The organism is Buchnera aphidicola (Cavariella theobaldi) (assembly GCF_964059165.1).
GTDB lineage: Bacteria > Pseudomonadota > Gammaproteobacteria > Enterobacterales > Enterobacteriaceae > Buchnera > Buchnera aphidicola_BO.
The window spans coordinates 464,956-489,609 of record NZ_OZ060413.1; the positions used below are offsets into that span (position 1 = coordinate 464,956).

General features: G+C 24.6%; 20 protein-coding genes, 1 other RNA gene and 1 pseudogene. 15 read left to right on the forward strand and 7 right to left on the reverse strand.

The window, feature by feature from the left end; translation table 11 throughout:
* The first annotated feature begins 106 nt into the window (after nucleotides 1–106).
* The 3 genes and pseudogenes from ribE (at nucleotide 107) to nusB (ending at nucleotide 2,195) form a co-directional block, all read left to right on the forward strand.
* Entirely contained in the window at nucleotides 107–586 is a 480-nt protein-coding gene (ribE, locus tag AB4W59_RS02035) for a 6,7-dimethyl-8-ribityllumazine synthase (RefSeq protein ID WP_367672996.1), read from the forward strand.
* Between the two features lie 70 nt (nucleotides 587–656).
* Nucleotides 657–1,760 (forward strand): annotated as a pseudogene (gene ribD / locus AB4W59_RS02040) (bifunctional diaminohydroxyphosphoribosylaminopyrimidine deaminase/5-amino-6-(5-phosphoribosylamino)uracil reductase RibD).
* A gap of 15 nt (nucleotides 1,761–1,775) precedes the next feature.
* Complete coding sequence (gene nusB, locus AB4W59_RS02045; protein ID WP_367672997.1) at nucleotides 1,776–2,195, forward strand: transcription antitermination factor NusB; 420 nt, start codon at nucleotides 1,776–1,778, stop codon at nucleotides 2,193–2,195.
* A gap of 606 nt (nucleotides 2,196–2,801) precedes the next feature.
* Here the strand turns inward: nusB and AB4W59_RS02050 are convergent.
* Nucleotides 2,802–3,974 (reverse strand): MFS transporter, encoded by a 1,173-nt coding sequence (locus AB4W59_RS02050; RefSeq protein WP_367672998.1) that lies wholly within the window; start codon nucleotides 3,972–3,974, stop codon nucleotides 2,802–2,804.
* 88 nt (nucleotides 3,975–4,062) lie between these two features.
* On the opposite strand from AB4W59_RS02050, the gene AB4W59_RS02055 reads away from it, so the two are divergent.
* Nucleotides 4,063–4,386 (forward strand): TusE/DsrC/DsvC family sulfur relay protein, encoded by a 324-nt coding sequence (locus AB4W59_RS02055; RefSeq protein ID WP_367673344.1) that lies wholly within the window; start codon nucleotides 4,063–4,065, stop codon nucleotides 4,384–4,386.
* Here AB4W59_RS02055 and cyoE read toward each other — a convergent pair.
* The 5 genes from cyoE to cyoA are packed head-to-tail and all read right to left on the reverse strand — an operon-like array spanning nucleotide 4,381 to nucleotide 9,093.
* A complete protein-coding gene (gene cyoE / locus AB4W59_RS02060; RefSeq protein WP_367672999.1) occupies nucleotides 4,381–5,244 on the reverse strand; it encodes a heme o synthase in 864 nt (287 codons plus the stop codon). The two genes, AB4W59_RS02055 and cyoE, sit on opposite strands and share 6 nt — an antisense overlap.
* 16 nt (nucleotides 5,245–5,260) lie before the next feature.
* Complete coding sequence (cyoD, locus tag AB4W59_RS02065) at nucleotides 5,261–5,590, reverse strand: cytochrome o ubiquinol oxidase subunit IV (protein WP_367673000.1); 330 nt, start codon at nucleotides 5,588–5,590, stop codon at nucleotides 5,261–5,263.
* Nucleotides 5,590–6,204: a cytochrome o ubiquinol oxidase subunit III gene (gene cyoC / locus AB4W59_RS02070; RefSeq protein WP_367673001.1), complete on the reverse strand. Its 615-nt coding sequence runs from the start codon at nucleotides 6,202–6,204 to the stop codon at nucleotides 5,590–5,592. The genes cyoD and cyoC overlap by 1 nt, the downstream gene beginning before the upstream one ends.
* A 7-nt stretch (nucleotides 6,205–6,211) precedes the next feature.
* Nucleotides 6,212–8,179: a cytochrome o ubiquinol oxidase subunit I gene (gene cyoB / locus AB4W59_RS02075; RefSeq protein WP_367673002.1), complete on the reverse strand. Its 1,968-nt coding sequence runs from the start codon at nucleotides 8,177–8,179 to the stop codon at nucleotides 6,212–6,214.
* Between the two features lie 50 nt (nucleotides 8,180–8,229).
* Nucleotides 8,230–9,093, reverse strand: coding sequence for a ubiquinol oxidase subunit II (cyoA, locus tag AB4W59_RS02080; protein WP_367673003.1), 864 nt, complete (start codon nucleotides 9,091–9,093; stop codon nucleotides 8,230–8,232).
* Nucleotides 9,094–9,309: 216 nt separating this feature from the next.
* Here cyoA and AB4W59_RS02085 point away from each other — a divergent pair, with 216 nt between their 5' ends.
* From AB4W59_RS02085 to AB4W59_RS02115, 7 genes are all read left to right on the forward strand, one after another.
* The gene (locus tag AB4W59_RS02085; protein WP_367673004.1) at nucleotides 9,310–9,618 is read left to right on the forward strand and encodes a BolA family protein; all 309 of its coding nucleotides are present in this window, start codon (nucleotides 9,310–9,312) and stop codon (nucleotides 9,616–9,618) included.
* Nucleotides 9,619–9,747: 129 nt separating this feature from the next.
* A complete protein-coding gene (tig, locus tag AB4W59_RS02090) occupies nucleotides 9,748–11,067 on the forward strand; it encodes a trigger factor (protein ID WP_367673005.1) in 1,320 nt (439 codons plus the stop codon).
* A 56-nt stretch (nucleotides 11,068–11,123) separates the two neighbouring features.
* Nucleotides 11,124–11,753, forward strand: coding sequence for an ATP-dependent Clp endopeptidase proteolytic subunit ClpP (gene clpP, locus AB4W59_RS02095; protein WP_367673006.1), 630 nt, complete (start codon nucleotides 11,124–11,126; stop codon nucleotides 11,751–11,753).
* 48 nt (nucleotides 11,754–11,801) lie between these two features.
* Entirely contained in the window at nucleotides 11,802–13,085 is a 1,284-nt protein-coding gene (gene clpX / locus AB4W59_RS02100) for an ATP-dependent Clp protease ATP-binding subunit ClpX (protein WP_367673007.1), read from the forward strand.
* Between the two features lie 171 nt (nucleotides 13,086–13,256).
* Nucleotides 13,257–15,590, forward strand: a complete 2,334-nt coding sequence (gene lon, locus AB4W59_RS02105) for an endopeptidase La (protein ID WP_367673008.1) — start codon at nucleotides 13,257–13,259, stop codon at nucleotides 15,588–15,590.
* Nucleotides 15,591–17,019: 1,429 nt separating this feature from the next.
* Nucleotides 17,020–18,753 carry a SmdA family multidrug ABC transporter permease/ATP-binding protein gene (locus AB4W59_RS02110; protein WP_367673009.1) on the forward strand — a complete coding sequence of 578 codons (1,734 nt, stop codon included), beginning with the start codon at nucleotides 17,020–17,022 and terminating at the stop codon, nucleotides 18,751–18,753.
* A 33-nt stretch (nucleotides 18,754–18,786) separates the two neighbouring features.
* The gene (locus tag AB4W59_RS02115; protein WP_367673010.1) at nucleotides 18,787–20,529 is read left to right on the forward strand and encodes a SmdB family multidrug efflux ABC transporter permease/ATP-binding protein; all 1,743 of its coding nucleotides are present in this window, start codon (nucleotides 18,787–18,789) and stop codon (nucleotides 20,527–20,529) included.
* A gap of 18 nt (nucleotides 20,530–20,547) precedes the next feature.
* On the opposite strand, the gene ffs is transcribed toward AB4W59_RS02115, so the two are convergent.
* Nucleotides 20,548–20,643: signal recognition particle sRNA small type (ffs, locus tag AB4W59_RS02120), an RNA gene on the reverse strand.
* A gap of 213 nt (nucleotides 20,644–20,856) precedes the next feature.
* Here ffs and dnaX point away from each other — a divergent pair.
* The 4 genes from dnaX to htpG all read left to right on the forward strand — a co-directional run bounded on the left by dnaX (nucleotide 20,857) and on the right by htpG (nucleotide 24,639).
* Entirely contained in the window at nucleotides 20,857–21,954 is a 1,098-nt protein-coding gene (gene dnaX / locus AB4W59_RS02125) for a DNA polymerase III subunit gamma/tau (RefSeq protein WP_367673011.1), read from the forward strand.
* Nucleotides 21,955–22,016: 62 nt separating this feature from the next.
* Entirely contained in the window at nucleotides 22,017–22,277 is a 261-nt protein-coding gene (locus AB4W59_RS02130; RefSeq protein WP_367673012.1) for a hypothetical protein, read from the forward strand.
* A 57-nt stretch (nucleotides 22,278–22,334) separates the two neighbouring features.
* Entirely contained in the window at nucleotides 22,335–22,664 is a 330-nt protein-coding gene (locus AB4W59_RS02135) for a YbaB/EbfC family nucleoid-associated protein (protein ID WP_367673013.1), read from the forward strand.
* A 100-nt stretch (nucleotides 22,665–22,764) separates the two neighbouring features.
* A complete protein-coding gene (gene htpG / locus AB4W59_RS02140; RefSeq protein ID WP_367673014.1) occupies nucleotides 22,765–24,639 on the forward strand; it encodes a molecular chaperone HtpG in 1,875 nt (624 codons plus the stop codon).
* The last annotated feature ends 15 nt before the right edge of the window (nucleotides 24,640–24,654 follow it).

Sequence of the window (24,654 nt, forward strand, 5' to 3'; positions counted from 1 at the left end):
AATTAAAAAAAATAAATATGAAAAATAAAAAACAGATATATACTAAAATCTATTTATTATTCATCAGAATAAATGCATAATCAATTTACGAAGTAACAAGAAAAATATGAAAACAATTGAAGAAGGTGTAAAATCAACAAATGTATCTATAGCTATCGTTATTTCTAGATTTAACGATTTAATTAATAAAAATTTATTATTGGGAGCTATTGATACACTAGTAAGAATAGGTGAAGTGTCACAAGAAAAAATATTAAAAATATACGTTCCAGGTGCTTACGAAATACCTATAGTATCAAGTTATATCGCTCATTCTGGAAAATATGATGCCATTATTGCCATAGGTACTATTATTCAAGGAAGTACTCATCATTTTAAAAATATATCATATGATACTACAAGTAGCCTCTCAAAAATCAGCACCAAGTATTTTATACCTATTACATTAGGATTATTAATAACAGAAAATATTCAACAATCTTTTGAGAGATCAGGTAGCAAAATGGGTAATAAAGGTTCTGAAGCCGCTTTAGCTGCATTAGAGATGATTAATGTCATGAAAAAATTAAAAAAAATAATTAAATAATAAAATATAAAAAATGTATATCCGCATAAAAACATTAATATATGGTTTAAACATGAAAAATATATTTTATATGAAAAGAGCAATAAAGATTAGCAAAAAGGGAGAATTTACTACCTCTCCCAATCCCAATGTAGGCTGTGTAATCGTTAATAATAATAATATTGTTGGGGAAGGATGGCATGAAAAAACAGGTCATAACCATGCAGAAATAAATGCCTTGAATATGGCTGGGAAAAAAGCAAAAGGAGGAACTGCATACGTTACACTAGAGCCATGTAATCATTTTGGAAAAACACCTCCTTGTACACATGCACTTGTCAATGCAGGAATTAAAAATGTTATTATATCAAATTTAGATCCCAATCCTAAGGTTTCTGGGAAAGGAATATCATATTTAAAAAACAAAGGAATAAAAATTACTACTAATCTTTTATCTCAAGAATCAAAAAAAAATAATTATGGATTTTTTAAAAGAATGAACACGGGATTTCCATGAATACAATTAAAATTAGCAATGTCATTGGATGGTAGAATAGCGCTAAAAAATGGCGATAGTAAATGGATTACATCAAAATATGCACGACAAGATGTTCAGATTTTTAGAGCAAAAAGCTCTGTTATGCTAAGTACTAGTTCTACTATACTAATAGATGATCCATATTTTACTGTGCGCACAGAAGAATTTCCTAAAAAAATACAATCTATATTTCCATATAAAATTTTTCAACATCCGATTCGAGCTATTATAGACAGCCAAAATAGAATTAAATTATCGCACAAAATAATCCAAACCAATGGGCCTATTTGGTTAATTAGACTTAAATCAGATAAAAAAACATGGCCAAAAAATGTTAAAGAAATTATCGTACCAAAATATGATGATAATATTGATATATTATCTCTTCTAAAAATATTTGGTCAACAAGAATTAAATAAAATATGGATAGAATCGGGAAGTAAATTTTCTAGTTTTTTATTAAAAAAGGGTTTAATTGATGAAATAATTATTTATATAGCACCAAAAATATTAGGTAATCAAGCTCAACCACTCTTTATATTAGAAAATATAATAAAATTATCTGAATGCTTAAAATGGAATTTTAAAGATATAAAAAAAATAGGTTCTGACATACGATTAAGATTAGAAATCAAAAAAAATAATACCATTTTATAAAATAAAGAGATTTCTATGAAACCATCATTGCGACACAAAGCCCGTATATACGCTTTACAAATATTGTATGCCTGGGAATTATCTAAAAATAATATAAAAAATAGTGCTGCCGAATTTTTAAAAGAAAATAATGAAAAAAAAATTGATATTGTATATTTTTATGAGCTCATTCTCAATATCACCAATAATTGTAAAAATATAGATAACTTGATGATACCATATTTATCAAGATCATTTAAAGAATTAGGGCAAATAGAAAAATCCATTCTTAGAATTTCTTTCTATGAATTATCTCATAGACAAGATATACCTTATAAAGTATCTATTAATGAAGGAATTGAACTAGCTAAATTATTTGGAGCAGAAGACAGTCATAAATTTATCAATGGAGTTTTAGATGCAGCCGCATTAAAAATAAGATGTTGTAAAATATAATATACAAGAGTGTTGAATATTGAATATTCAATATAACAAAATAAAGTTTATATATTCAAAATGCTTAAACGCTTTTGTAATAAAAAGATTTTCATTTTTTTTGAGTATAACTTAATTTTATTTTAATTTTAAAAATATAAACAATGCTCATGTTATAAAAAAAGAAAATATAATTAATGAACGGTATTAAAGAAATATAATAGATATTTTTATTCATTATAAATAAAAAAATTTATGTGTATAATACAAAAAATTATTTTCATCAATATTGTGTATTTGAAAAGTTTAAAATATACCTATTTAATGCAGTATATTTACTCTGTAAAATATATTATCTAATCAATAATTAAAAACTTTTCTTTTAGAAAATTTGAATAACATATAAAAAAATTTTTTATTGCATAAAAATTTTATTACACTATAAATAGTGAAAATAATGAATAAAAAAATCTATATTTTTTAAAATTCAATAGCGTCAATATATTACCATTTTAAAAAATATGACATATGAATATAGAGCATGCATTAAATATATCAATTTCTATAATACTAATATGGTATCAAACTCAGTTTTTTTAGAATATAAAAAAATATTTATATATATTATTATGAATAATTCATCTTATCTTTACACCAAAAACTTATTGATAACCATAAAAAAATAATACAAGCTATTAACAAAAAAATATTTTTATAACTGAAAAAATTTAATAAAAAACCACTAAAGAAACTACCTAAGAATACACCTAAAAATTGACTAATAGAATATATACTCATTATGCTACCTTTATGTGGTAATAATACTTTTTTACTTAAATCAGAAGGAAGTAAAACTTCTAACATATTAAAACATATAAAAAAAATCTGTATAGCAATAAATAAAAAAATTAAATTGTTCTCTGCATACAGAAATATTATATCTGATAAAAACAACAATATTATAGACATTTCAATAATATTTTTTAAAAAAAAATTAGATTTAAAATAAAACAAAAATAAAAATATAAATAAAAAAGAAAATAATATCGTTATACCATATAATTTCCAATGATCACTTATAAAAAATTTTGCCATTTCTAATTCATGAGGAATAATCATAAAATTTATCATTAATAAAAAATGAAGAAAAAAAATACCAAGATAGTATCTAAGAAACTGCTTATGAAATATTATTGCTAATAATTCTCTATTAAATATATTTAATGTATTACTTATATTGCATTTATTAGAATCAGGAATAAAAAAAAATACAATTATTATACATAAAATAGAAAAAAATACAGTTAACCAAAAAATAGAAAAAAAACCAAAAAAATGAGCAATAAATGGTCCAGATACCATTGATATTAAAAAAGAAATTGCAAAACTTAAACCAATCAATGCTAAAGATTTAGATCGATTTTTCTCACAAACAAAATCAGATAACAAAGCCATCGATACACCAGAAATAGCTCCAGAACCTTGCAAAAATCTACCAATAATTAAACTCCAAATTGAATGTATACTAGCTGTAATGAGATTACCTAAAAAAAATAAAAAGAGACCTAACATCATAATAGGCTTGCGTCCAAATTTATCAGATAAAAAACCAAATGGAAACTGAAAAATAATTTGAGCAATACCGTAAATACCCATTGCTAATCCAAGTAAAAAATGATCTGCACCTCTTAAAAATATACCATAAGTACTAATAACAGGCATAATCATAAACATACCCAACATTCGCAATAAAAAAATAATACAAATACTTAATGTTACTTGTAATTCTGTAAAATTCATTTTATAATTCTTCATTATTAAATTGATTTTTTAAAAAAAATTTTTTTTACTATAAATTGTTGATAAAAATGAATATCTTAAAAAAAAAATATACACATATAAAAATATTCAAAAAGATTCCGAGGGATACTTAAAAAACAGTCAACATTGGAGCATTTCATTAGCTAAAGAGATTGCTGAAAATGAAAAAATATGTTTAAACAGTGATCACTGGGAAATAATATACTTTATGCGAGATTTTTATTTAAAATTTAATGTCACACCTTCAATAAGAATGTTAATTAAAGGTCTTCAAAAAAAAAGATATAATAAAAAAATTAACAGCGTTAATTTATTTAAACTTTTTCCCAAAGGACCTGCACAACAAGCAAGTAAAATTGCTGGTATACCAAAACCCGTAAAATGTTTATAAAAAATTAAAAATATAATCTATTGACATTAAAAAATTACACCATATCACAACAATAAGAGAAAAATAAAATAACTGTATTGAATATTTTTTTTCATCTGATCTTTTAAAATTAACATATGCTAAATACAACCATATTAAATTTATAAAAAGTGATAAAAATAAAAAATAATAACTTACATAACCAATTAAGCTTAATAAAATATTAGATATAATATATGAAATAATATAATAAATAATATGTTGTTTTGCTAATAAAACACCTTTTACAACTGGAAATATGGGAATATTTGCATTTTTATAATCACTAATACGAAAAATAGAAATAGAATAAAAATGAGACATTTGCCAAAAAATAAAATTTATGAACAATAAAAAAGAAAAAAAATCTATAGTATTAACAACAGCCGTGTATCCTATTACAGATGGTATGGATCCTGAAACGCTTCCTATTAAAGTGGAATAAATTGAAATTCTTTTAGTTAGATAAGTATAAAAAAAAACATATACTATAAAACCAAATATTGCTAATAACATCGATAAAAAATTAACGAAGTAACCTAATATTAATAATCCAAACAATCCTATAATCACACCAAAAAATAATACCTGACCCAATTTTAAATATTTTTTTACTAAAACTCTTTTATGAGTACGTGTCATTTTCCTATCTATATCAGAATCTATTATATTATTAAATACGCAAGCAGATGCAATTACGCATGATAATCCTATAACAGTATACAAAAATAAATACAAATGAAAATAAGTACGAGAAGAATATAAAAAACTCCCTGTCATTAAAACCATATTCCCAAAAATAATACCCGGTTTAATTATCTCTATATAATAATTTAACATAATCAATAATACTATTTTAATGCAATAACATATGATGATTAAGATTAGACATAATCCATATAGATCCAAATACAATAATGAAAACAATTATCATGACAAATAGCAATGAAATAACGTACCAATGCTTTTGGAAAGTAAAATTTAAATTTAAAAAATACACAAAATGAACAAAAATTTGCATTATCGCACATATGATAATAGTAATATAATTTATTTTGTTTGAAAAAAAATGTGTCATTGTTATAACAAAAGATAACGCCGTTAAAATAATAGAAAATAGAAAACCTAATGCATAAGATTTTATCTTTTCATAATAATATGCATTATCTTGTAAAGTATTAGACATCAAATAACTCCATTTAAATAAACAAAAGTAAATACGCAAACCCATATAATATCTAAAAAATGCCAAAAAAAGCTAAAACATGTAATACGAGTACAAACACAATCAGTAAAACCTATTTTTTTTACTTGATAAAATATTGTTAAAATCCACATAAGACCAAAAAAAACATGCAAACCATGAATTCCTACTAATGTAAAAAAAGCAGAAAAAAAAGCATGTCGACTTGGACCTAAATTTTTCATAACTAGTTCATAAAACTCATAACTTTCCATACAAACAAACAATAAACCTAAGACAAATGTCAAGAATAAATATAAAAAAAATTTTTTTATTTCTTTTTTAGATACAGCAATACCCATTATTCCACATGATAAAGAACTTATTAATAATATAAATGTTTCTAATAAAATAAAAGATAATTTAAAAAAATTTAAATGTATTAAATATTTTGACACACTAGAAGAATATATAGCATATACTGCAAATAGAATAGCGAAAATAATACAATCGCTCATTAAATAAATCCAAAAACCTAATAATTTATTATTTCTTACATCTAGATGATGTTTTTCAGTAGAATTTAAGCAATTGTTAATTTTTTTATTTCTAATCATTTTCAACCTATATATCTAATTTTTTTAAATGTTTGTGTTCTATTTTTTTGATATCATGAATGGATATAACATATTCATTATTTTCATCAAGGCTTTTAATTAGTAAACTCATTATAATAGTTAAGAAAGATAATAAACATATCCAGACAATATGCCATACCGCTGCAAATCCAAAACATAAAGAAAAAATACTAATTATAAATCCTAAACCAGTATTTTTTGGCATATGAATACAGTGATATTCATTATTTATTAATTTTTTATTATTTTTCTTTATACTCCAAAAATGATCTCTATCTTGAACGGTTGGAATGATAGCAAAATTATATACAGGAGCGGGAGAAGATGTAGACCATTCCAATGTTCTTCCATCCCATGGATCTCCAGTCACATCCATATTATCTTTACGATCTCTAACTGAAACAAAAAATTGTATAATTTGACATATTATTCCAATACCAATTAAAAGAGAACCTATAGCAGCAATACATAATAATATATGAAAATGAGAATCAATATTTTGACTTAAACGACGTGTCATACCCATTAAACCTAAAAAGTACAAAGGCATGAAAGCTATAAAAAAACCAGTGATCCAAAAATAAAATGCACGTTTACCCCAAATCTCATTTAAAGTAAAACCAAACATTTTAGGAAACCAATAATTAATTCCAGCAAAACATCCAAATACTACTCCACCAATGATTACATTATGAAAATGAGCGACTAAAAATAAACTATTATGTAAAACAAAATCAGCCGGAGGCACAGATAATAATACCCCAGTCATACCACCAATAGAAAAAGTTATTAAAAACCCTAAAGTCCATAACATGGTAGAATGCATGTATATTCGACCTTGATACATAGTAAATAACCAATTAAATATTTTTACTCCAGTCGGAATAGCTATAATCATAGTGGTAATACCAAAAAAAGCATTAATGTTTGCATTGGCGCCCATAGTAAAAAAATGATGCAACCAAACAATAAAAGACAAAATTGTAATTGCTAAAGTGGCCCACACTAACGAAACATACCCAAATAGACGTTTTTTAGAAAAAGTTGCAACAATTTCAGAAAATACACCAAAAACGGGAAGCACTAAGATATATACTTCTGGATGACCCCAGATCCATATTAAATTTACATACATCATCATATTTCCACCTAAATCATTAGTGAAAAAATGAAAATTAAAATAGCGATCCAATGTTAATAAAATTAAAGTAATAGTTAAAACAGGAAAAGAAATAACGATCAGAATATTTGTACATAGAGACGCCCAAGTAAAAACTGGCATTTTAAAAAAATTCATACCTGGTGCTCTCATTTTTAAGATTGTTACTATAAAATTAATTCCTGTTAATGTAGTACCAATACCAGAAACTTGCAAGCTCCAAATCCAGTAATCTACTCCAACTCCGGGACTATATTGAATACCTGATAGCGGAGGATAAGCTAACCAGCCTGTTTGCGCGAATTCACCAATTCCTAAAGATAAAGTAATTAAAATAGCACCGCTAGCTGTCAGCCAAAAACTTAAATTATTAAGAAATGGAAAAGCAACATCTCGAGCCCCGATTTGTAAAGGAATTACTAAATTCATCAATCCAATAACCAATGGCATAGCAACAAAAAAAATCATTATCACGCCATGAGCAGTAAATATTTGATCATAGTGATGAGGTGGTAAAAATCCTGCATGACCAGATGATGCAAGCACTTGTTGAGAACGCATTAATATGGCATCGACAAATCCACGAAATAACATGATAAAAGCTAAAATACCATACATAATAGATATTTTTTTATGATCTACTGTAGTGACCCATTCATACCAAAGATATTGCCATTTTTGATAATATGTAATACTAAATGCAATACATAACGTAATCAAAATAATAGCAATATAAGTAATCATAATAATAGGTTCGTGATAAGGAATAACATTCCAATGCAATTTGCCAAACATTTTTATTTCTCCAAATTTTTTAGCAAATATTGTGTTTAATTCATTTTTATTCAAGGAAATTTATGTATATGAAACTGATTAATTATTTGATAAAATAAACTATCATTAACTCTTGAAAAATATTGTATAGAATAATTTTCGTTCGGCACAGCTATTTTTGTAAACTGGTCCATATTATTTAGTACATGCGAAGAATGTTGAATATTTTCTATCCAATTTTTAAAAATAAAATCATTCTCAACAGTTATGGCAGTAAATTTCATATTTGAAAATCCTAAACCACTATAGTTAGAAGATATTCCTTTATACTGCCCTACAGTATCAGAAATGATATTTAATTGTGTTATCATCCCAGGCATAGCGTAAACTTGACTGCCAAGAGCGGGAATAAAAAAAGAATTCATAACAGAATTAGAAGTAATATTAAATATAACAGGTCTGTTTATCGGAAATACAATTTCATTAATAGTAGCAACATGATATTCTGGATAAATAAATAACCATTTCCAATCTAATGCTATAACATTTATTTTTATTGGGGTTAATTCAGATTGTATAGACTTATTTGGTGCTAGCACATGACTGTAATGCCAAGTTAATAATCCCAAAAAAGATATAATTATAATGGGCACAGACCATACTACTATTTCTATTCTTTTTGAATCACACCAATCAGGCGTATATATTTGATTTTTATTTGAAGAACGATATTTTCTAGAAAAATATATAGTCATAAAAATTACTGGCAATACTACTATTAGCATCATTAAAAAAGACAGTAATATTAGTGACAACTCCTCTCTTGCGATCATACCTTTAGGATTGAATAATGAACTATCGCAACCATTCAAAAAAAACATAATTAAAAAAAACAATACATTTTTAAAAATATTTCTGTATTTTGTACATGTCATTAAAAACCTCAAATCCGATTGAATATTATTTTTAATAATATAATTTAATTATTTTAGTATTATATTAAAATTTTATTAAAATAAAATAAATAATAGCAATATTTTTTGAAACAATTGAATTATTTTTTAAACATTGATAAAATTTTAGATCACACTGTATTTTTCATTAAAAATTTTAATATTTTATCTTTTTAAGATATTAAGGATATAGAATTCATGATTTTAAAAAAAATAAAAAAAAATTTAAAATCTAATATAAATATCCACTTGATGGATATTTACGATGATAGCACATCTCATAATCATTCCGAAAATTGTCTCACTCATTTAATAATAACTATTATTAGCGATGATTTTATCAAAAAAAATTGGGTAACTAGACATCGTATAATTTTTAAAATTTTAAAAAAAACAGTAAAAAATAAAATATATTCAATTACACTGAATACTTATACTATAATTGAATGGAAAAATAAACATGACAACAAAATTGGTAAAATACCATGTTTTAAAAAAATACGATAAACATGTAACATAATATTACTAATCATATTAAATAAGCATATATGCTAATATTTGTCTTATTTTAAATTAATTTTATGAATACGAGAATATATAACATGATTTAATGAACATGATTGATTTGGAGTAAAAATGAAATTCTTAATAGAAAAAAATAAAAATTCAGAAAATCGAGTAACCATTAATATTTCAAAAATCACCATTCAAAAAAAAATTTTTAAAAGATTAAATGAAATCAGTAAAAACGAAAATATCAATGGATTTAGAAAAGGCAAAATTCCTATTAATATTATCCAAAAAAAATATGGTGATAAAATTTATTATGATGTTTTGAATACACTAATGCAAAAACTTTTTAATGAATTCACACAAAAAGAAAAAATAGAAGTTATTGGATCACCTAAATATTATATACATCCAGAAGACACTGGTGATGATATAAAATATTTCAAATATTCTGTAATATACGCATCAAAACCAATATTTCAAATACAAGATATTGAATTAATTCACGCAAAAAAAATAATAGCTAAAATTAACAAAAAAGATATTTTAAAACAAATAGAAAAAGATAAAAGATGTTTCAATGCTTGGAAAAAAGTAAACAGATCTATTAAAATGAATGATCGTGTTTTAATAGATTATCAACTTTATATACATAATCAAATCATCCAAAAATTTAACAAAAAAGATTATTTTATTGTTTCTAAAGATATTATTATACCTCAATTATATTTTAAAATTATTAATAAATGTATTAATGATGTATTTTTTATTAAAATTAAATTTTCTAAATTTCATCCTGAAAAAATACTACAAAATCAAGATATAATATTAAAAATTAAAATCATCACAATAGAGGAAAAAGAAAATAGAAATGTTGTTTTATTAAAAAATAATATTTCTGCATTATGTTATAAAGAAACAGAGCAGAAAATAAACAGAAAAATAAAAAAAATAAGCGATGATTATTTATGTAATCAGATTATAGAACAATTAATTAAAGCGAATCCTATTTTAATACCAGGCCTCTTGATTGAACAAGAAACACAAAAATTATTTTATAATAATAAAAAAAGATACAAAAAAAATAAAGGTAGCATATTAGAAAAAAAATATCATATAAATATTGAAGAAAAAGCTAAAAAAAATGTACATATTTCTTTAATCTTTCAAAATATTATTACCACAAAAAAATTGTTAACAAATTCTAACACTGTTGATCAACTTATTAAAAAAATATCTATAAATTATCAAAAACCATCAGAAATTATCAATCTATATAAAACAGATAAATATTTAATAGAAAAAATAAAAAATATTGAACTAGAAATGCAGGTCATGCAATTACTCTTGAAAACAATAAAAATCAAAAAAGAACATTATACTTTAGATGAAGCTATATATTATACTAAAAAAAGAATTGATGATGATTTATATTATACTGAATAACTAGATGCAATAAAATATCAACAGTAAAATACTGTAATCTTTTTTAGGAATAAAAAATGCTATATAACCAGAATATTCAAAATAAAAAAATCATATCTGCACAATCTTTCATTCCTATGGTAGTTGAGCAAGATTCACGCGGAGAAAGAGCATACGATATATACTCGCGTTTATTAAAAGAACGCATAATTTTTATGACAGGTACTATTGAAGATAGTATGGCGAATAATATTATTGCTCAAATGCTATTTTTAGAATCTGAAAATCCCGAAAAAGATATATTTTTATATATTAATTCCCCAGGAGGTATTATTACATCAGGAATGTCTATATATGATACTATTCAATTTGTTAAACCAGATATTCACACTATTTGCATGGGTCAAGCATGCTCTATGGGTGCATTTATATTAGCTTCCGGCACAAAAGGAAAAAGATCCTGTCTGCCGAATGCAAGAATTATGATTCACCAACCACTCGGTGGCTATCAAGGACAAGCATCCGATATCGATATTCATTCTCGTGAAATAATAAAAATAAAAAAAACCATTAATCAATTAATTGCATTACATACTGGTCAAACAATAAAAAAAATTAATAAAGATACCGATCGTGACTGCTTTTTATCAGCAGAGGAATCTAAAAAATATGGATTAATTGATTTTGTTTTAACTAATCGTCAATAAAAAAATCTATTTATTCAAAAAAAATCAATATAATATAGAGGTGTGAGAGTGATAGATAAAAAACAAGACGATACGAAGAAAATTCTTTATTGTTCTTTTTGTGGTAAAAATCAAAAAGAGGTAAAAAAATTAATTGCTGGTCCTTTAGTATATATTTGCAATGAATGTATTATATTATGTAATAATATTATATTAGAAGAAAGAATAGAACAGCAAGAGGATACAACAAGCACGCTTAAATCATTGCCAAAACCGCATGAAATTAAAAAATATCTTGATGAATATGTCATCGGGCAAGATAAAACAAAAAAAGTATTGTCCGTTGCTGTATATAATCATTATAAACGGCTTCGTAATATTATAGAAAAAAAAAATAACATTGAATTAGGAAAAAGTAATATTTTACTCATCGGACCCACCGGTAGTGGAAAAACATTATTAGCGAAAACACTTGCTAAAAAATTAAATGTACCATTTATTATTGCTGATGCCACTACTTTAACAGAAGCTGGCTATGTAGGAGAAGATGTTGAAAATATTATTCAAAAATTGCTACAACAATGTCAATATAATATAAAAAAAGCTGAGATTGGTATCATTTATATAGATGAAATTGACAAAATAGCAAAAAAATCTGATAATCCTTCAATTACTCGCGATGTTTCGGGAGAAGGAGTACAACAAGCACTTTTAAAGTTAATTGAAGGAACAATAGCATCAGTCCCTCCTCAAGGCGGTCGAAAACACCCTCAACAGGAATTTCTTCAAATTAATACAGAGAATATCTTATTTATATGTTCTGGTTCATTTTTAGGCTTATCTAAAATTATTACTAAAAGAATAGACACGGGTAATAATATTGGTTTTACTGCAATGGTTAAGAAAAAGAATAAAAAATTATCTCAAAACAATACTTTAGAAAAAGTACAACCAGAAGATTTAATGAAATTTGGACTCATACCCGAATTTATTGGTCGATTGCCTATAATAACTATTTTAAATGAATTAAATGAAAACACATTAATCAAAATATTATGTGAACCCAAAAATTCTTTAATTAAACAATACCAAACTTTATTTGAATTGGACAAGGTAAAATTAGAATTTAATATAGAATCTATTATAGCCATAGCAAAAAAAGCAATGTCTCGCAATACAGGTGCTAGAGGATTAAGATCTATTATTGAAAATATTTTACTCGAAACGATGTACGAGTTACCATCTATGACACATGTAAAAAAAGTGTTAATAAATAAAGAAGTCGTTAATACCAATTCATCACCTAAGATAATATTAGAAAAAAATAAATCTCATAGCGTGTTTAATAGTTAAATCATTAATATATAATATTTCAAACAAAAGGAACAGCCCCTTTTATTTTGCGAACTGCTTAGTATAGAATGCCAAATAACATCCCCAAAATGAAATAATTATAGCTACAACGGTATAATTTATAATCTTGTATTTTCAAAAATAGCGGAAATTCAACTAAGAGAGAGCTCTATGAATTCTGAGCGTTCTGAACGCATTACAATTCCTGTTTTACCATTACGCGATGTCGTTGTATATCCTCATATGGTTATTCCTTTATTTGTAGGCCGTAAAAAATCAATTCATTGTATTGAAACGGCAATACAAAACGACAAAAAAATTCTGTTAATTGCACAAAAAGAAGCTACTCAAGATGAACCTAATGAAAATGATTTATTTAATATAGGTACTATCAGTTCTATTTTACAAACATTAAAATTACCAGATGGTACTGTTAAAGTACTGGTAGAAGGAGTTCAACGTGCTTGTATTAAAAAATTAACCAATGACGGTCAACACTTTGTTGCAGAAGTAGAAGTTATTATTCCTGCAGAAATATTAGAGAAAAAACAAGAAGTTTTAATTCGAACAACTATGAATCAATTCGAATCCTATATTAAACTCAATAAAAAAATTCCATCAGAAATAATAAATACTTTAAGTAATATTAAAAATGCTGAAAAACTAGCAGATACAATTGCAGCTCATATGCCATTAAAATTATCTGATAAACAATCAGTTTTAGAAATATATAATACCAATGAAAGATTAGAATTTTTAATGGTTATTATGGTAACAGAAATAGATTTACTGAAAATAGAGAAAAGAATTAGAAATCGTGTTAAAAAACAAATGGAAAAAAGCCAAAGGGAATATTATTTAAATGAACAAATAAAAGCAATACAAAAAGAATTAGGCGATATGGATGACATTGTTGATGAAAATAAAATACTAAAAAGAAAAATAAATTCTTCAAAAATGCCTAAAGAAGCAAAAGAAAAAACGGAAGCAGAGCTAAAAAAATTAAAAATGATGTCACCTATGTCAGCAGAAGCTACAGTCGTTCGAAGTTATATTGATTGGATGATACAAGTTCCATGGAGTATAAGAACAAAAATCAAACGCAGCATACAAGAGGCTAAAAAAATTCTTGATGCTGACCATTTTGGTCTAGAAAAAGTAAAAGAAAGAATATTGGAATATTTAGCAGTACAAACTCGCATGAAAAAAGTCAAAGGACCTATTTTATGTTTAATTGGACCGCCAGGTGTAGGAAAAACTTCATTAGGCAAATCTATCGCAAGATCTACAGGTAGAAAATATGTCAGAATGGCCTTGGGAGGTATTAGAGACGAAGCTGAAATTAGAGGTCATAGACGTACATACATAGGTTCTATGCCGGGCAAACTTATTCAAAAAATGATTAAAGCAAAAGTTAAAAATCCTTTGTTTCTATTGGATGAAATAGATAAAATGTCTTGTGATATAAGAGTGGATCCAGCATCAGCACTATTAGAAGTATTAGATCCAGAACAAAATATAAATTTTAATGATCATTATTTAGAGGTAGACTACGACCTTTCTGACGTGATGTTTGTAGCTACATCTAATTCTATGAATATACCAGCACCGCTTTTAGATCGAATGGAAATTATTCGGCTTTCAGGATATACAGAAAATGAAAAATTAAATATAGCTAAAAAATACTTATATCCGAAACAAATCGAAAGAAACGCATTACAAAAAGATGAACTAACAATTACCGACTGCGCTATTACAAGTATTATTCATTATTATACTCGAGAAGCTGGAGTCCGAAATTTAGAACGTGAAATCTCTAAAATTTGTCGAAAAGTCGTCAAAAATATATTATTAGATAAAACTATAAAACATATTGAAATAAATGAAAAAAACTTAAAAAAATTTCTAGGAATTAAACGTTTTGATTATGGTAAAGGAAAAAGCTCCAATCATATTGGACAAGTCATCGGATTAGCTTGGACAGAAGTAGGGGGAGAACTATTGACTATTGAAGCAGCTTGTATATCCGGAAAAGGAAAACTAACTTATACAGGATCTCTCGGAAAAATTATGCAAGAATCTATTCAAGCTGCATTAACAGTAGTGCGATCTCAGGCAAAAAAATTAAATATCCAAGAAAATTTTTATGAAAAAAATGATATACATGTACATGTACCTGAAGGGGCAACTCCAAAAGATGGTCCTAGCGCAGGCATTGCAATGTGTACTGCTATAGTATCATCTTTAACGAATAATCCTATAAAATCTAATATTGCCATGACAGGTGAAATTACATTATGTGGACAAGTATTACCAATTGGAGGTTTAAAAGAGAAATTATTAGCTGCACATCGAGGAGGTATTAAAATAGTTGTAATTCCATATCAAAATAAAAACGATTTAGAAGAAATACCTCACAATATTATAGAAGGATTGTTAATACATCCAGTAAAAAAAATTCAAGAAGTATTGGAATTAGCATTGCAAAACAAACCTTATATTTAAATATACAAAAAATTTCATCCTATATTTTGATAAGGCTGACAAAATAAATTGTCAGCCGTTGCGCGCAAAATATTCTTTTTAAAAAACTATTAGGATAATTTAATTTTTAATATGAAGAATATAAAATTATGGTTAAAAAATATAATTGTAAAATCGGTATTGGGAATCGTTATTGTCTCATTAATATTAAGTACTATTTTTAGTTATACACCTTATAACAATTAAAATATATCGCTGCAGTTAAATACACAGAATTTAATTATGCATATAGAAAATATTCATATTCTAAACAAGAAGAAAATACAATATTTAGTGAAAAATTTTTAATATTTCTGATAATAAAAAAAATTAAAATTAACTATATACGATAAAGAAAAATTATTTTAATTATTTATTTTCTGAACAATGAGAATAGTAAATGTATTAATAAATATAAATATTTTATTAAAAATTAAAAATCATAAATAATAGAATGATTCTCTTATAAAAAAATTCTTTAATAAAAAATGATTAATATTAAAAAAATATAATACAATCAAAAAAAATAAACACAAAGAGAAAGTATTTTTCAACAGTGAAATAATCTTTATACTACAGAAAAAATTATATAACAGTATCATTATAAACGAATTTAGTGGAAAAAAAATATATAGTATTATGTGAATTCTAACTAAAAATTGATAATTTTGAAAATATCTATAAGATTTAAAGATCTTATGGTGTCTATTTTAAGGAAAGTATATTAAGTAAATATTGCAAAAAAATTATTTCTACAGATATAAAATCGATTTTTTAATAAAAAAAGCATGTTATCTAAAATAATTTTATTTAAAAAAAATATTAAAATACTTTAATTATATTTAAAAAAAATTAAATATAAAATTCTTTAAAATTATATAAAACAATAAACAAGAAATTTCTTACAATTTTTATGATCAAGAAAATAAATTTAATGTTCTAATTAAAAAAATTTATTTTTTAATTAATATTTTTTAAAACATGCATGATTCATGATTATCATAAAAATGCAAAGAATAAATTTAAAAATTTAAAGATGCAAAAAGATATTATATATTTATTAATTATATACAAGCATATAAAAGATATTCAAAAAAAATCGAAAATATATACAAAATACCGAGATAAAAATAATTATTATAATAATTATTATCTAATAATATATATATCAAACAAATTATCCTTAAGACAAAGAAAATTATTGAAAAATATTAAAAAAAAAATAATACTGAAATAGGATTTAATTCCATTTAAAAAATGAACATAAAATGTTATGTATAAAAACAACAATATAAAATTCTTTTATAATCACTAAATAGTACAAAATATTATTGTTCCTATCACATTGGTACTTACAAGAAAATTGTGATATCAATATTAAATTTATATATATTAACTGTTAGGATTCTTTGTGATCTTATTTAAACAATTAAAATGGTATTTTATACGAGAATGGAAAAAATATATAGGATCTATTGTGCTTTTAATTGTAATTGCTTTTTTACAATTAATTCCACCTAAAATAATTGGAATATTAATAGACTGTATTGTTAAAGATAACATTCATAGTACGACTATGTTACCTGGTGTTGGTATGATTGTATTAATTTCTATTGTGGTATATATTTTACGATATATATGGAGAATACTTTTGTTTAGCGCCTCTTATCAGCTAGCAACTGAACTACGAGTAAAATTTTATTCTTATCTTAGTCAACAAAATCAAAAATTTTTTTTAAAAAATCGTACTGGCGATTTAATGGCTAGAGCTACAAATGATGTCGATCGTATAGTTTTTGCGGCTGGTGAAGGTGTTTTAACATTAGTTGATTCATTAGTAATGGGTATTTTAGTATTAATAATAATGAGTATACAAATAAATTTTCTATTGACAATTTTTTCATTAATACCAATGCCGATTATGGCTTATTTAATTAAAAAATATGGAGAAAAATTACATTATCATTTTACTCAATCTCAATCTGCTTTTTCTTTATTAAATACTGAAACACAAGAAATATTGAGCAGTATTCGTATGATAAAAGCGTTTGGTATTGAAAAAAAACAAGAAGAAAAATTTTATCAAATAATTAAAAATGCAGGAAAAAAAAATATAAAAGTATCAAAAATAGATGCTTGTTTCGATCCTGTAATTTACTTATCAGTAGCTTTTTCAAACTTATTAGCTGTTATTGGAGGAAGTTGGTTGCTTGGCCATAAAATTATTACCATAGGTCAATTAACTACTTTTATTATGTATCTTGGATTAATGATTTGGCCTATGTTAGCGTTTGCATGGATGTTCAATATTCTTGAAAGGGGCAGTGCAGCTTGGAATAGAATGAATCTTGTAATGCAAAACAAAAAAAATATTCAATCTAAAAAAAAATCTATTCCCAAAAATCCAGGTATATTAAATATTAATATCCATTCATTTTTTTATCCAAACAATCATTACGCAAATTTGAAAGATATTCAAATCACTTTGCATCCTGGAAAAATTTTGGGTCTTTGCGGACCCACGGGTTCTGGTAAAACTACTATTTTAAATTTAATCCAACAACAATTTCAAATAAAAAACGGTCATATATGTTATCATTCATTACCATTATCAGAATTAAATATTGATCAATGGAGAAGTCGTATTGCTATCGTGAATCAAAACATATTTTTATTTTCAGACACGATAGAAAATAATATTTCTTTAGGAAATCCTCAGATATCTCTAAAAAAAATTGAACAAGCCGCGCAAATAGCAAATATTCATGAAGATATTTTAAATTTTTCTAAAGGATATCAAACCCAAATCGGAGAACGCGGAATTGCACTATCAGGCGGTCAAAAACAGCGTATATCAATTGCACGCGCATTACTATTAGATGCTGAAATACTAATATTAGATGATTCCTTATCTGCTGTAGATGGTAAAACTGAATATAATATTTTAAAAAATATTTATCATTGGAAAAAAACTAGACATACATTGATTATTTGTGCACATCGTTTATCTGCATTATTGCATGCAGACGAAATTATAGTAATGAAAAATGGATTAATTACACAGCGTGGTAATCATATTTCTTTAAAAAAAGAAGATAATTGGTATAAAAATATGTATTATTACCAAAAACTAGAAATAAAGTAAAAATAACCATAAAAATAGGTGAAAATTTATAATATGGATTGTCTTATTGAATTTTGGACTATTTTAAAACGTTTACTGATTTATACGATTCCCTGGAAAAAAAAAATAATATTTGCATGTATTTTAATTTTAATTGGAGCTATCTCTGAAGTATTAGGGCCTGTTTTAATAAATTATTTTGTTAAAAATATTACTATTCAACAAGATTTAAATTTAACATTAAGTATCATATTAATTATTTTATTTATAATATTACAATTAATATCAGTATTTTGTAATTATTTTCAAAGCATTCTATTTACTAATATATCCGTACAAATTATCAATAAATTACGTAAAAATATTATGAATAGTACTTTATATCAACCGATTCATTATTTTGATTCTCAACCTATAGGCACTATTCTTTCAAAAATCACCAATGATACTGAAGTTATAAAGGAACTGTATGACACAGTAATTCCAAATCTATTACGTAATATAATTCTTATGTTGATTATATTATTGACTATGTTCGCTTTAGAATGGCATATGGCAATAGTATCGGGATTAATGATACCATTAATTATCATAATAATGACATTATATCAATATTACAGCACACCATTTTTAAGAAAAATACGGTATTATAATGCAATAATTAATAATAAATTTAATGAAAGCATTAAAGGAATAAATATAATTCAACAATTCCGACAACAGTATAGATTTGAAAAAGAAATAAAAAAAATTAGTGACTTATATTATAAAGAACGTATAAAAATATTAAAATTAGATAGTTTTTTATTAAGACCTTTATTAAGTTTAGTTTCTTCTTTAATATTATGTGCATTTATTATTATATTTAGTTCTTTTCCTATCGGTATTTTAGAAATAGGTGTTTTGTATGCATTTATCACATATTTAAGTCGTCTTAGTGAACCATTAATTACTATTACTGTTCAGCAATCTATATTACAGCAAGCTATTGTTGCAGGTGAAAGAGTTTTTAATATTATTGATTTACCAAAACAAAAGTATGGAAATAATAAAGAAAGTTTTACAAGTGGAACGATTAACATTACGAATCTTGACTTTTGTTATAAAAATAATGTAAAAAATACATTATATAATATTAATATCGACATACAATCAAAAAATTTTATTGCATTGGTTGGTCATACTGGATGCGGAAAAAGTACTCTAGCAAATCTATTAATGGGATTTTATGAGATTAAACATGGTCAAATTTATTTAGATAATAAACCAATTAATTCCATTGATCATGATATTTTACGAAAAAATATTTTAATGGTAGAACAAGAGCCAATAATTCTTGCAGATACTTTTTTTGAAAATATTGCTCTTGGAAGAAAAATATCTGAGAAAAATATTTGGAAAATATTAAAAACTGTTCATCTTACGTCATTAGTTTTGTCTATGCCAAAAGGTATTTATTCTCCTCTGGGAGAGGAAGGTGATATATTATCGATAGGCCAAAAACAATTACTAGCTATTGCAAGAATATTAGTAACACGGCCTAAGATATTAATATTAGATGAAGCAACTGCTAATATTGATTCAGAAACAGAACAAAAAATACAAAAAACTTTGTTGTCTATACAAAAATACTCTACATTAATTGTAATCGCTCATCGTATGTCAACTATTGTTAAAGCAGATCGAATTATTGTTTTAGAAAAAGGACGGATGATTGAATCTGGAACACATGATCAGTTATTAAAAAAGAGAGGTAGTTATTGGGAAATATTTCAATTTCAATCGTTTTATAATTAAAATTATTATATTTTAAGCTTCTGTTAGCTTTATCACCACACCTGTATTACTTGATCTAGCTGCTTCTTTCCAGACCTGACTATTTATTCAATTTTACAGTGTGAGAGACTAACAGAAAGCTTAATATTATATTGAATTAATTTTTAGTTATATGTATATAAAAATTATAATTATATTATCTCAAAAAAAAATATTTTTTACAACTCATATTTTAAAAATAAATAAAAATTTTATTATTTAAAAATATCTAAAATAAGATAGAGTTAAAATGATTATGTAATATTGAAATATGATAAAATAGATTTTTAATAAAAAAGAATATATTGTATGAATTATAAAATATTTGCAAGAAAATGGAGACCGCAATCATTTAAAAAAATTATTGGCCAAGAAAACGTGGTAATGGCCATATGTAATAGTTTGTCTCTCGGTCGTATTCATCATGCATGGTTATTTTCCGGATCAAGAGGTGTAGGAAAAACAACTATAGCTAGACTATTAGCAAAATGTCTAAATTGTCAAAAAGGTATTACATATACCCCTTGTAGAACATGTATTACTTGTATTGAAATAGAAAAAGGATTATGTCTAGATTTTATTGAAGTAGATGCAGCTTCGCGCACTAAAGTAGAAGAAATAAAAGAAATATTAGACAATGTATATTATTCTCCTACTAGGGGAAAATTTAAAATATATTTAATTGATGAAGTGCATATGCTTTCGCGTCATAGTTTTAATGCGTTTCTTAAAATTCTAGAAGAACCTCCTCAACATGTAAAATTTATTTTAGCAACAACAGATATTAATAGAATACCCAATACTATTATTTCTCGTTGCCTACATTTTAGTTTAAAAATACTATCTCCAGAAAAAATATTACATTTTCTAAAATATGTTTTGCAAAAAGAAAAGATAAATGGTGATGATGATGCTTTAAAAATGATTTCTTATTATTCTCAAGGTAGTATGAGGGATGCCCTGAATCTCATAGAACAAGCAATTTCCATTGGGAATGGTCAAATAAATAAAAAAAATGTCATAGACATGCTTGGAATACCAACACACGAAAAAATTTTTTCAATAACATTTTCTATGTTAAAAAAAAATTCAGAAACAACAATATCATTGTTAAATGATATAAGAATACATATAGTAGAATGGGATAATGTTTTAATTGAAATATTACGCTATTTACATCATATAGCTATGATACAATCTTTTCCATTATTATGGAAAAATCAAAAAACAGAATATTATACATATAAAATAAATGATATAAAAAATATCGTTAATAAAAATGATATTCAATTATGCTATCAAATTATATTACATGGCAGAAAAGAATTACCATTTGCACCTAACCCTCAAATAGGAGTCGAAATGACTTTATTACGAGCAATCAACGCAATAAAAAAAACAAAATAAATTTTATAAAATAATTAAATTACTTAATATAAAATGAATAAACAGAGATACCTATATTTACTATGAATAATAATAACAATATTACTAACATAATATTAAAAAATAAAAAAAAAATATTATCTCAAAAAAATAATATATCATGCATAACAGATCAACAAAAAAAAAATATATCATATATACCTATATCTTCTAATCTTTCTCTCAAAAAATATACGCTAAAATTAAAAGAAGCATATACAATAATGAAAGAAGATAAAAATATAATACTATTAGAAGAAAAATTTAATATGATATGGAAAAAAGAAGATATTATATTAATATGAAAAATTTATAAAATACAAAATCACATTTTATGAAAAAATAAAAAGAGAATACAAAATATGTTTACTAAAGGTGGTTTAGGTAATTTAATGAAACAAGCTCAAGAAATGCAAGATAAAGTAGCGAAGATACAATCAGAAATATCCAAAATGGAAGTAACAGGAGAATCCGGCGCGGGATTGGTAAAAATTACTATTAATGGAGCACATAATTGTAGTCGTGTAGAATTAGATCCCAGTTTGTTAACAGAAGATAAGGATATGTTAGAAGATTTAACTGCTGCTGCTTTTAATGATGCTACCAGAAAAATCGCTGAAGCTCAAAAAAAGAAAATGTCTTCTATTTCTACAGGCATGCAACTTCCACCTGGATTTAATATACCAGGATAAAATATTTTTTATTTATATCACAATACAAACTAATCTAATTATATTAATAATTATTCTACTAATAAAAAATTATAATTATAATTTAAAATGAGATCGAAAGATGAGCGTACAAAAAAAAGAAACATATCATTTTCAATCTGAAGTAAAACAATTATTACATTTAATGATTCATTCTTTATATTCAAATAAAGAAATTTTTTTAAGAGAGCTTATATCTAATGCTTCTGATGCTATTGACAAATTAAGATTTAAATCGATATCTTCTCCAGAATTATATAAAAACGATATTGAAATGAATATACAAATATCTGTAAATAAAGCACAAAGAGCACTGATTATAAATGACAATGGTATTGGAATGACTAGACAAGATACTATTGATAATTTAGGTACAATTGCTAAATCAGGCACTAAAGAATTTATTCATTCTTTAAAAAATGAAAATAATGACAAAAATACGCTTATTGGTGAATTTGGTGTTGGTTTTTATTCTTCATTTATTGTATCTAATAAAGTTTCTGTAAAAACTAGATACGCTAATTCTGATATTAGCAAAGGAGTTTTATGGGAATCTTCCGGAGAAGGTGAATATAGTATCAAAAATATTATCAAAAAAAATATCGGTACGGAAATTACTTTGTATTTAAAAGAAGAAGAAGAAGAGTTTTTAGATACATGGCGTATTAAAAGTATTATTAGTAAGTACTCTGATCATATTATGATTCCAATAAAAATACAAATATATGATGAAAAAAATAAAACTTATTCTTGGGAACAAATAAATACAGCTAAAGCATTATGGACATTAAATAAATCGTCTATTACAGAAAAAGAATATAAAGATTTTTATAAACATCTTACAAACGATCAAAATAATCCATTAACATGGAGCCATAACAGAGTTGAGGGAAAACAAGAATATATTAGTTTATTATTTATTCCCGAAAAAGCAGACTGGGATATATGGAATAGAGATAATAAACATGGTTTAAAATTATATGTAAAACGTGTTTATATTATGGACAATTCACATGAATTTCTTCCTAATTATTTACGGTTTATAAGAGGGTTAATAGATTCTAATGACTTACCTTTAAATGTTTCTCGTGAAATTCTACAAGATAATAGAATTACACGAAATTTAAAACAGGCATTAATAAAAAAATCATTAAATATGTTAGAAAAACTAGCAAAAAATAATACTGAAAAATATCAAACATTTTGGAATCAATTTGGATTAATATTCAAAGAAGGACCAGCAGAAGATAATAAAAATATAAATAAAATTGCAAATTTATTAAGATTTGCATCAACTAAAAATAAAAATTCAGAACAAACATTATCATTACAAGAATATATATCTACAATGCATGAAAAACAAGAAAAAATATATTACATTACTGCAGATAGTTATATTTCTGCAAAAAATAGTCCTCATTTAGAATTATTTAATAAAAAAGACATTAATGTATTATTATTATCCGATAGAATTGATGAGTGGATGATGAACTATCTAGTCGAATTCGAAGGAAAAAAATTTCAATCTATAAGTAAAGAGGATATTTCATTAAACGCATTAGCAGAAGAAAAAAAAATAAATAACCATGAACTAAAAACAGAAATAATAGATTTTTTAAAAAAAGCAAAAAATATTCTAAAAAATGATGTAAAAGAAGTTCGATTAACCAATCGACTTACAGAAACACCTTGTATGGTTATTAGCGATTCTAATGAAATGACAACACAAATGGCTAAATTATTTTCTGCAGCCGGTCAAACAGTTCCCGAAATAAAATATATCTTTGAGATTAATCCAGAACATAATCTGATTAAAAAAATATGTTCTATAAAAGATGAAGACCAATTTAAAAAATGGATTTATTTATTATTAGATCAATCTTTACTGTCTGAAAAAGGAACATTAAAAAATCCACATAAATTCATTGCAAGAATGAATCAATTACTTATGCAATAAATAAATATGATTACT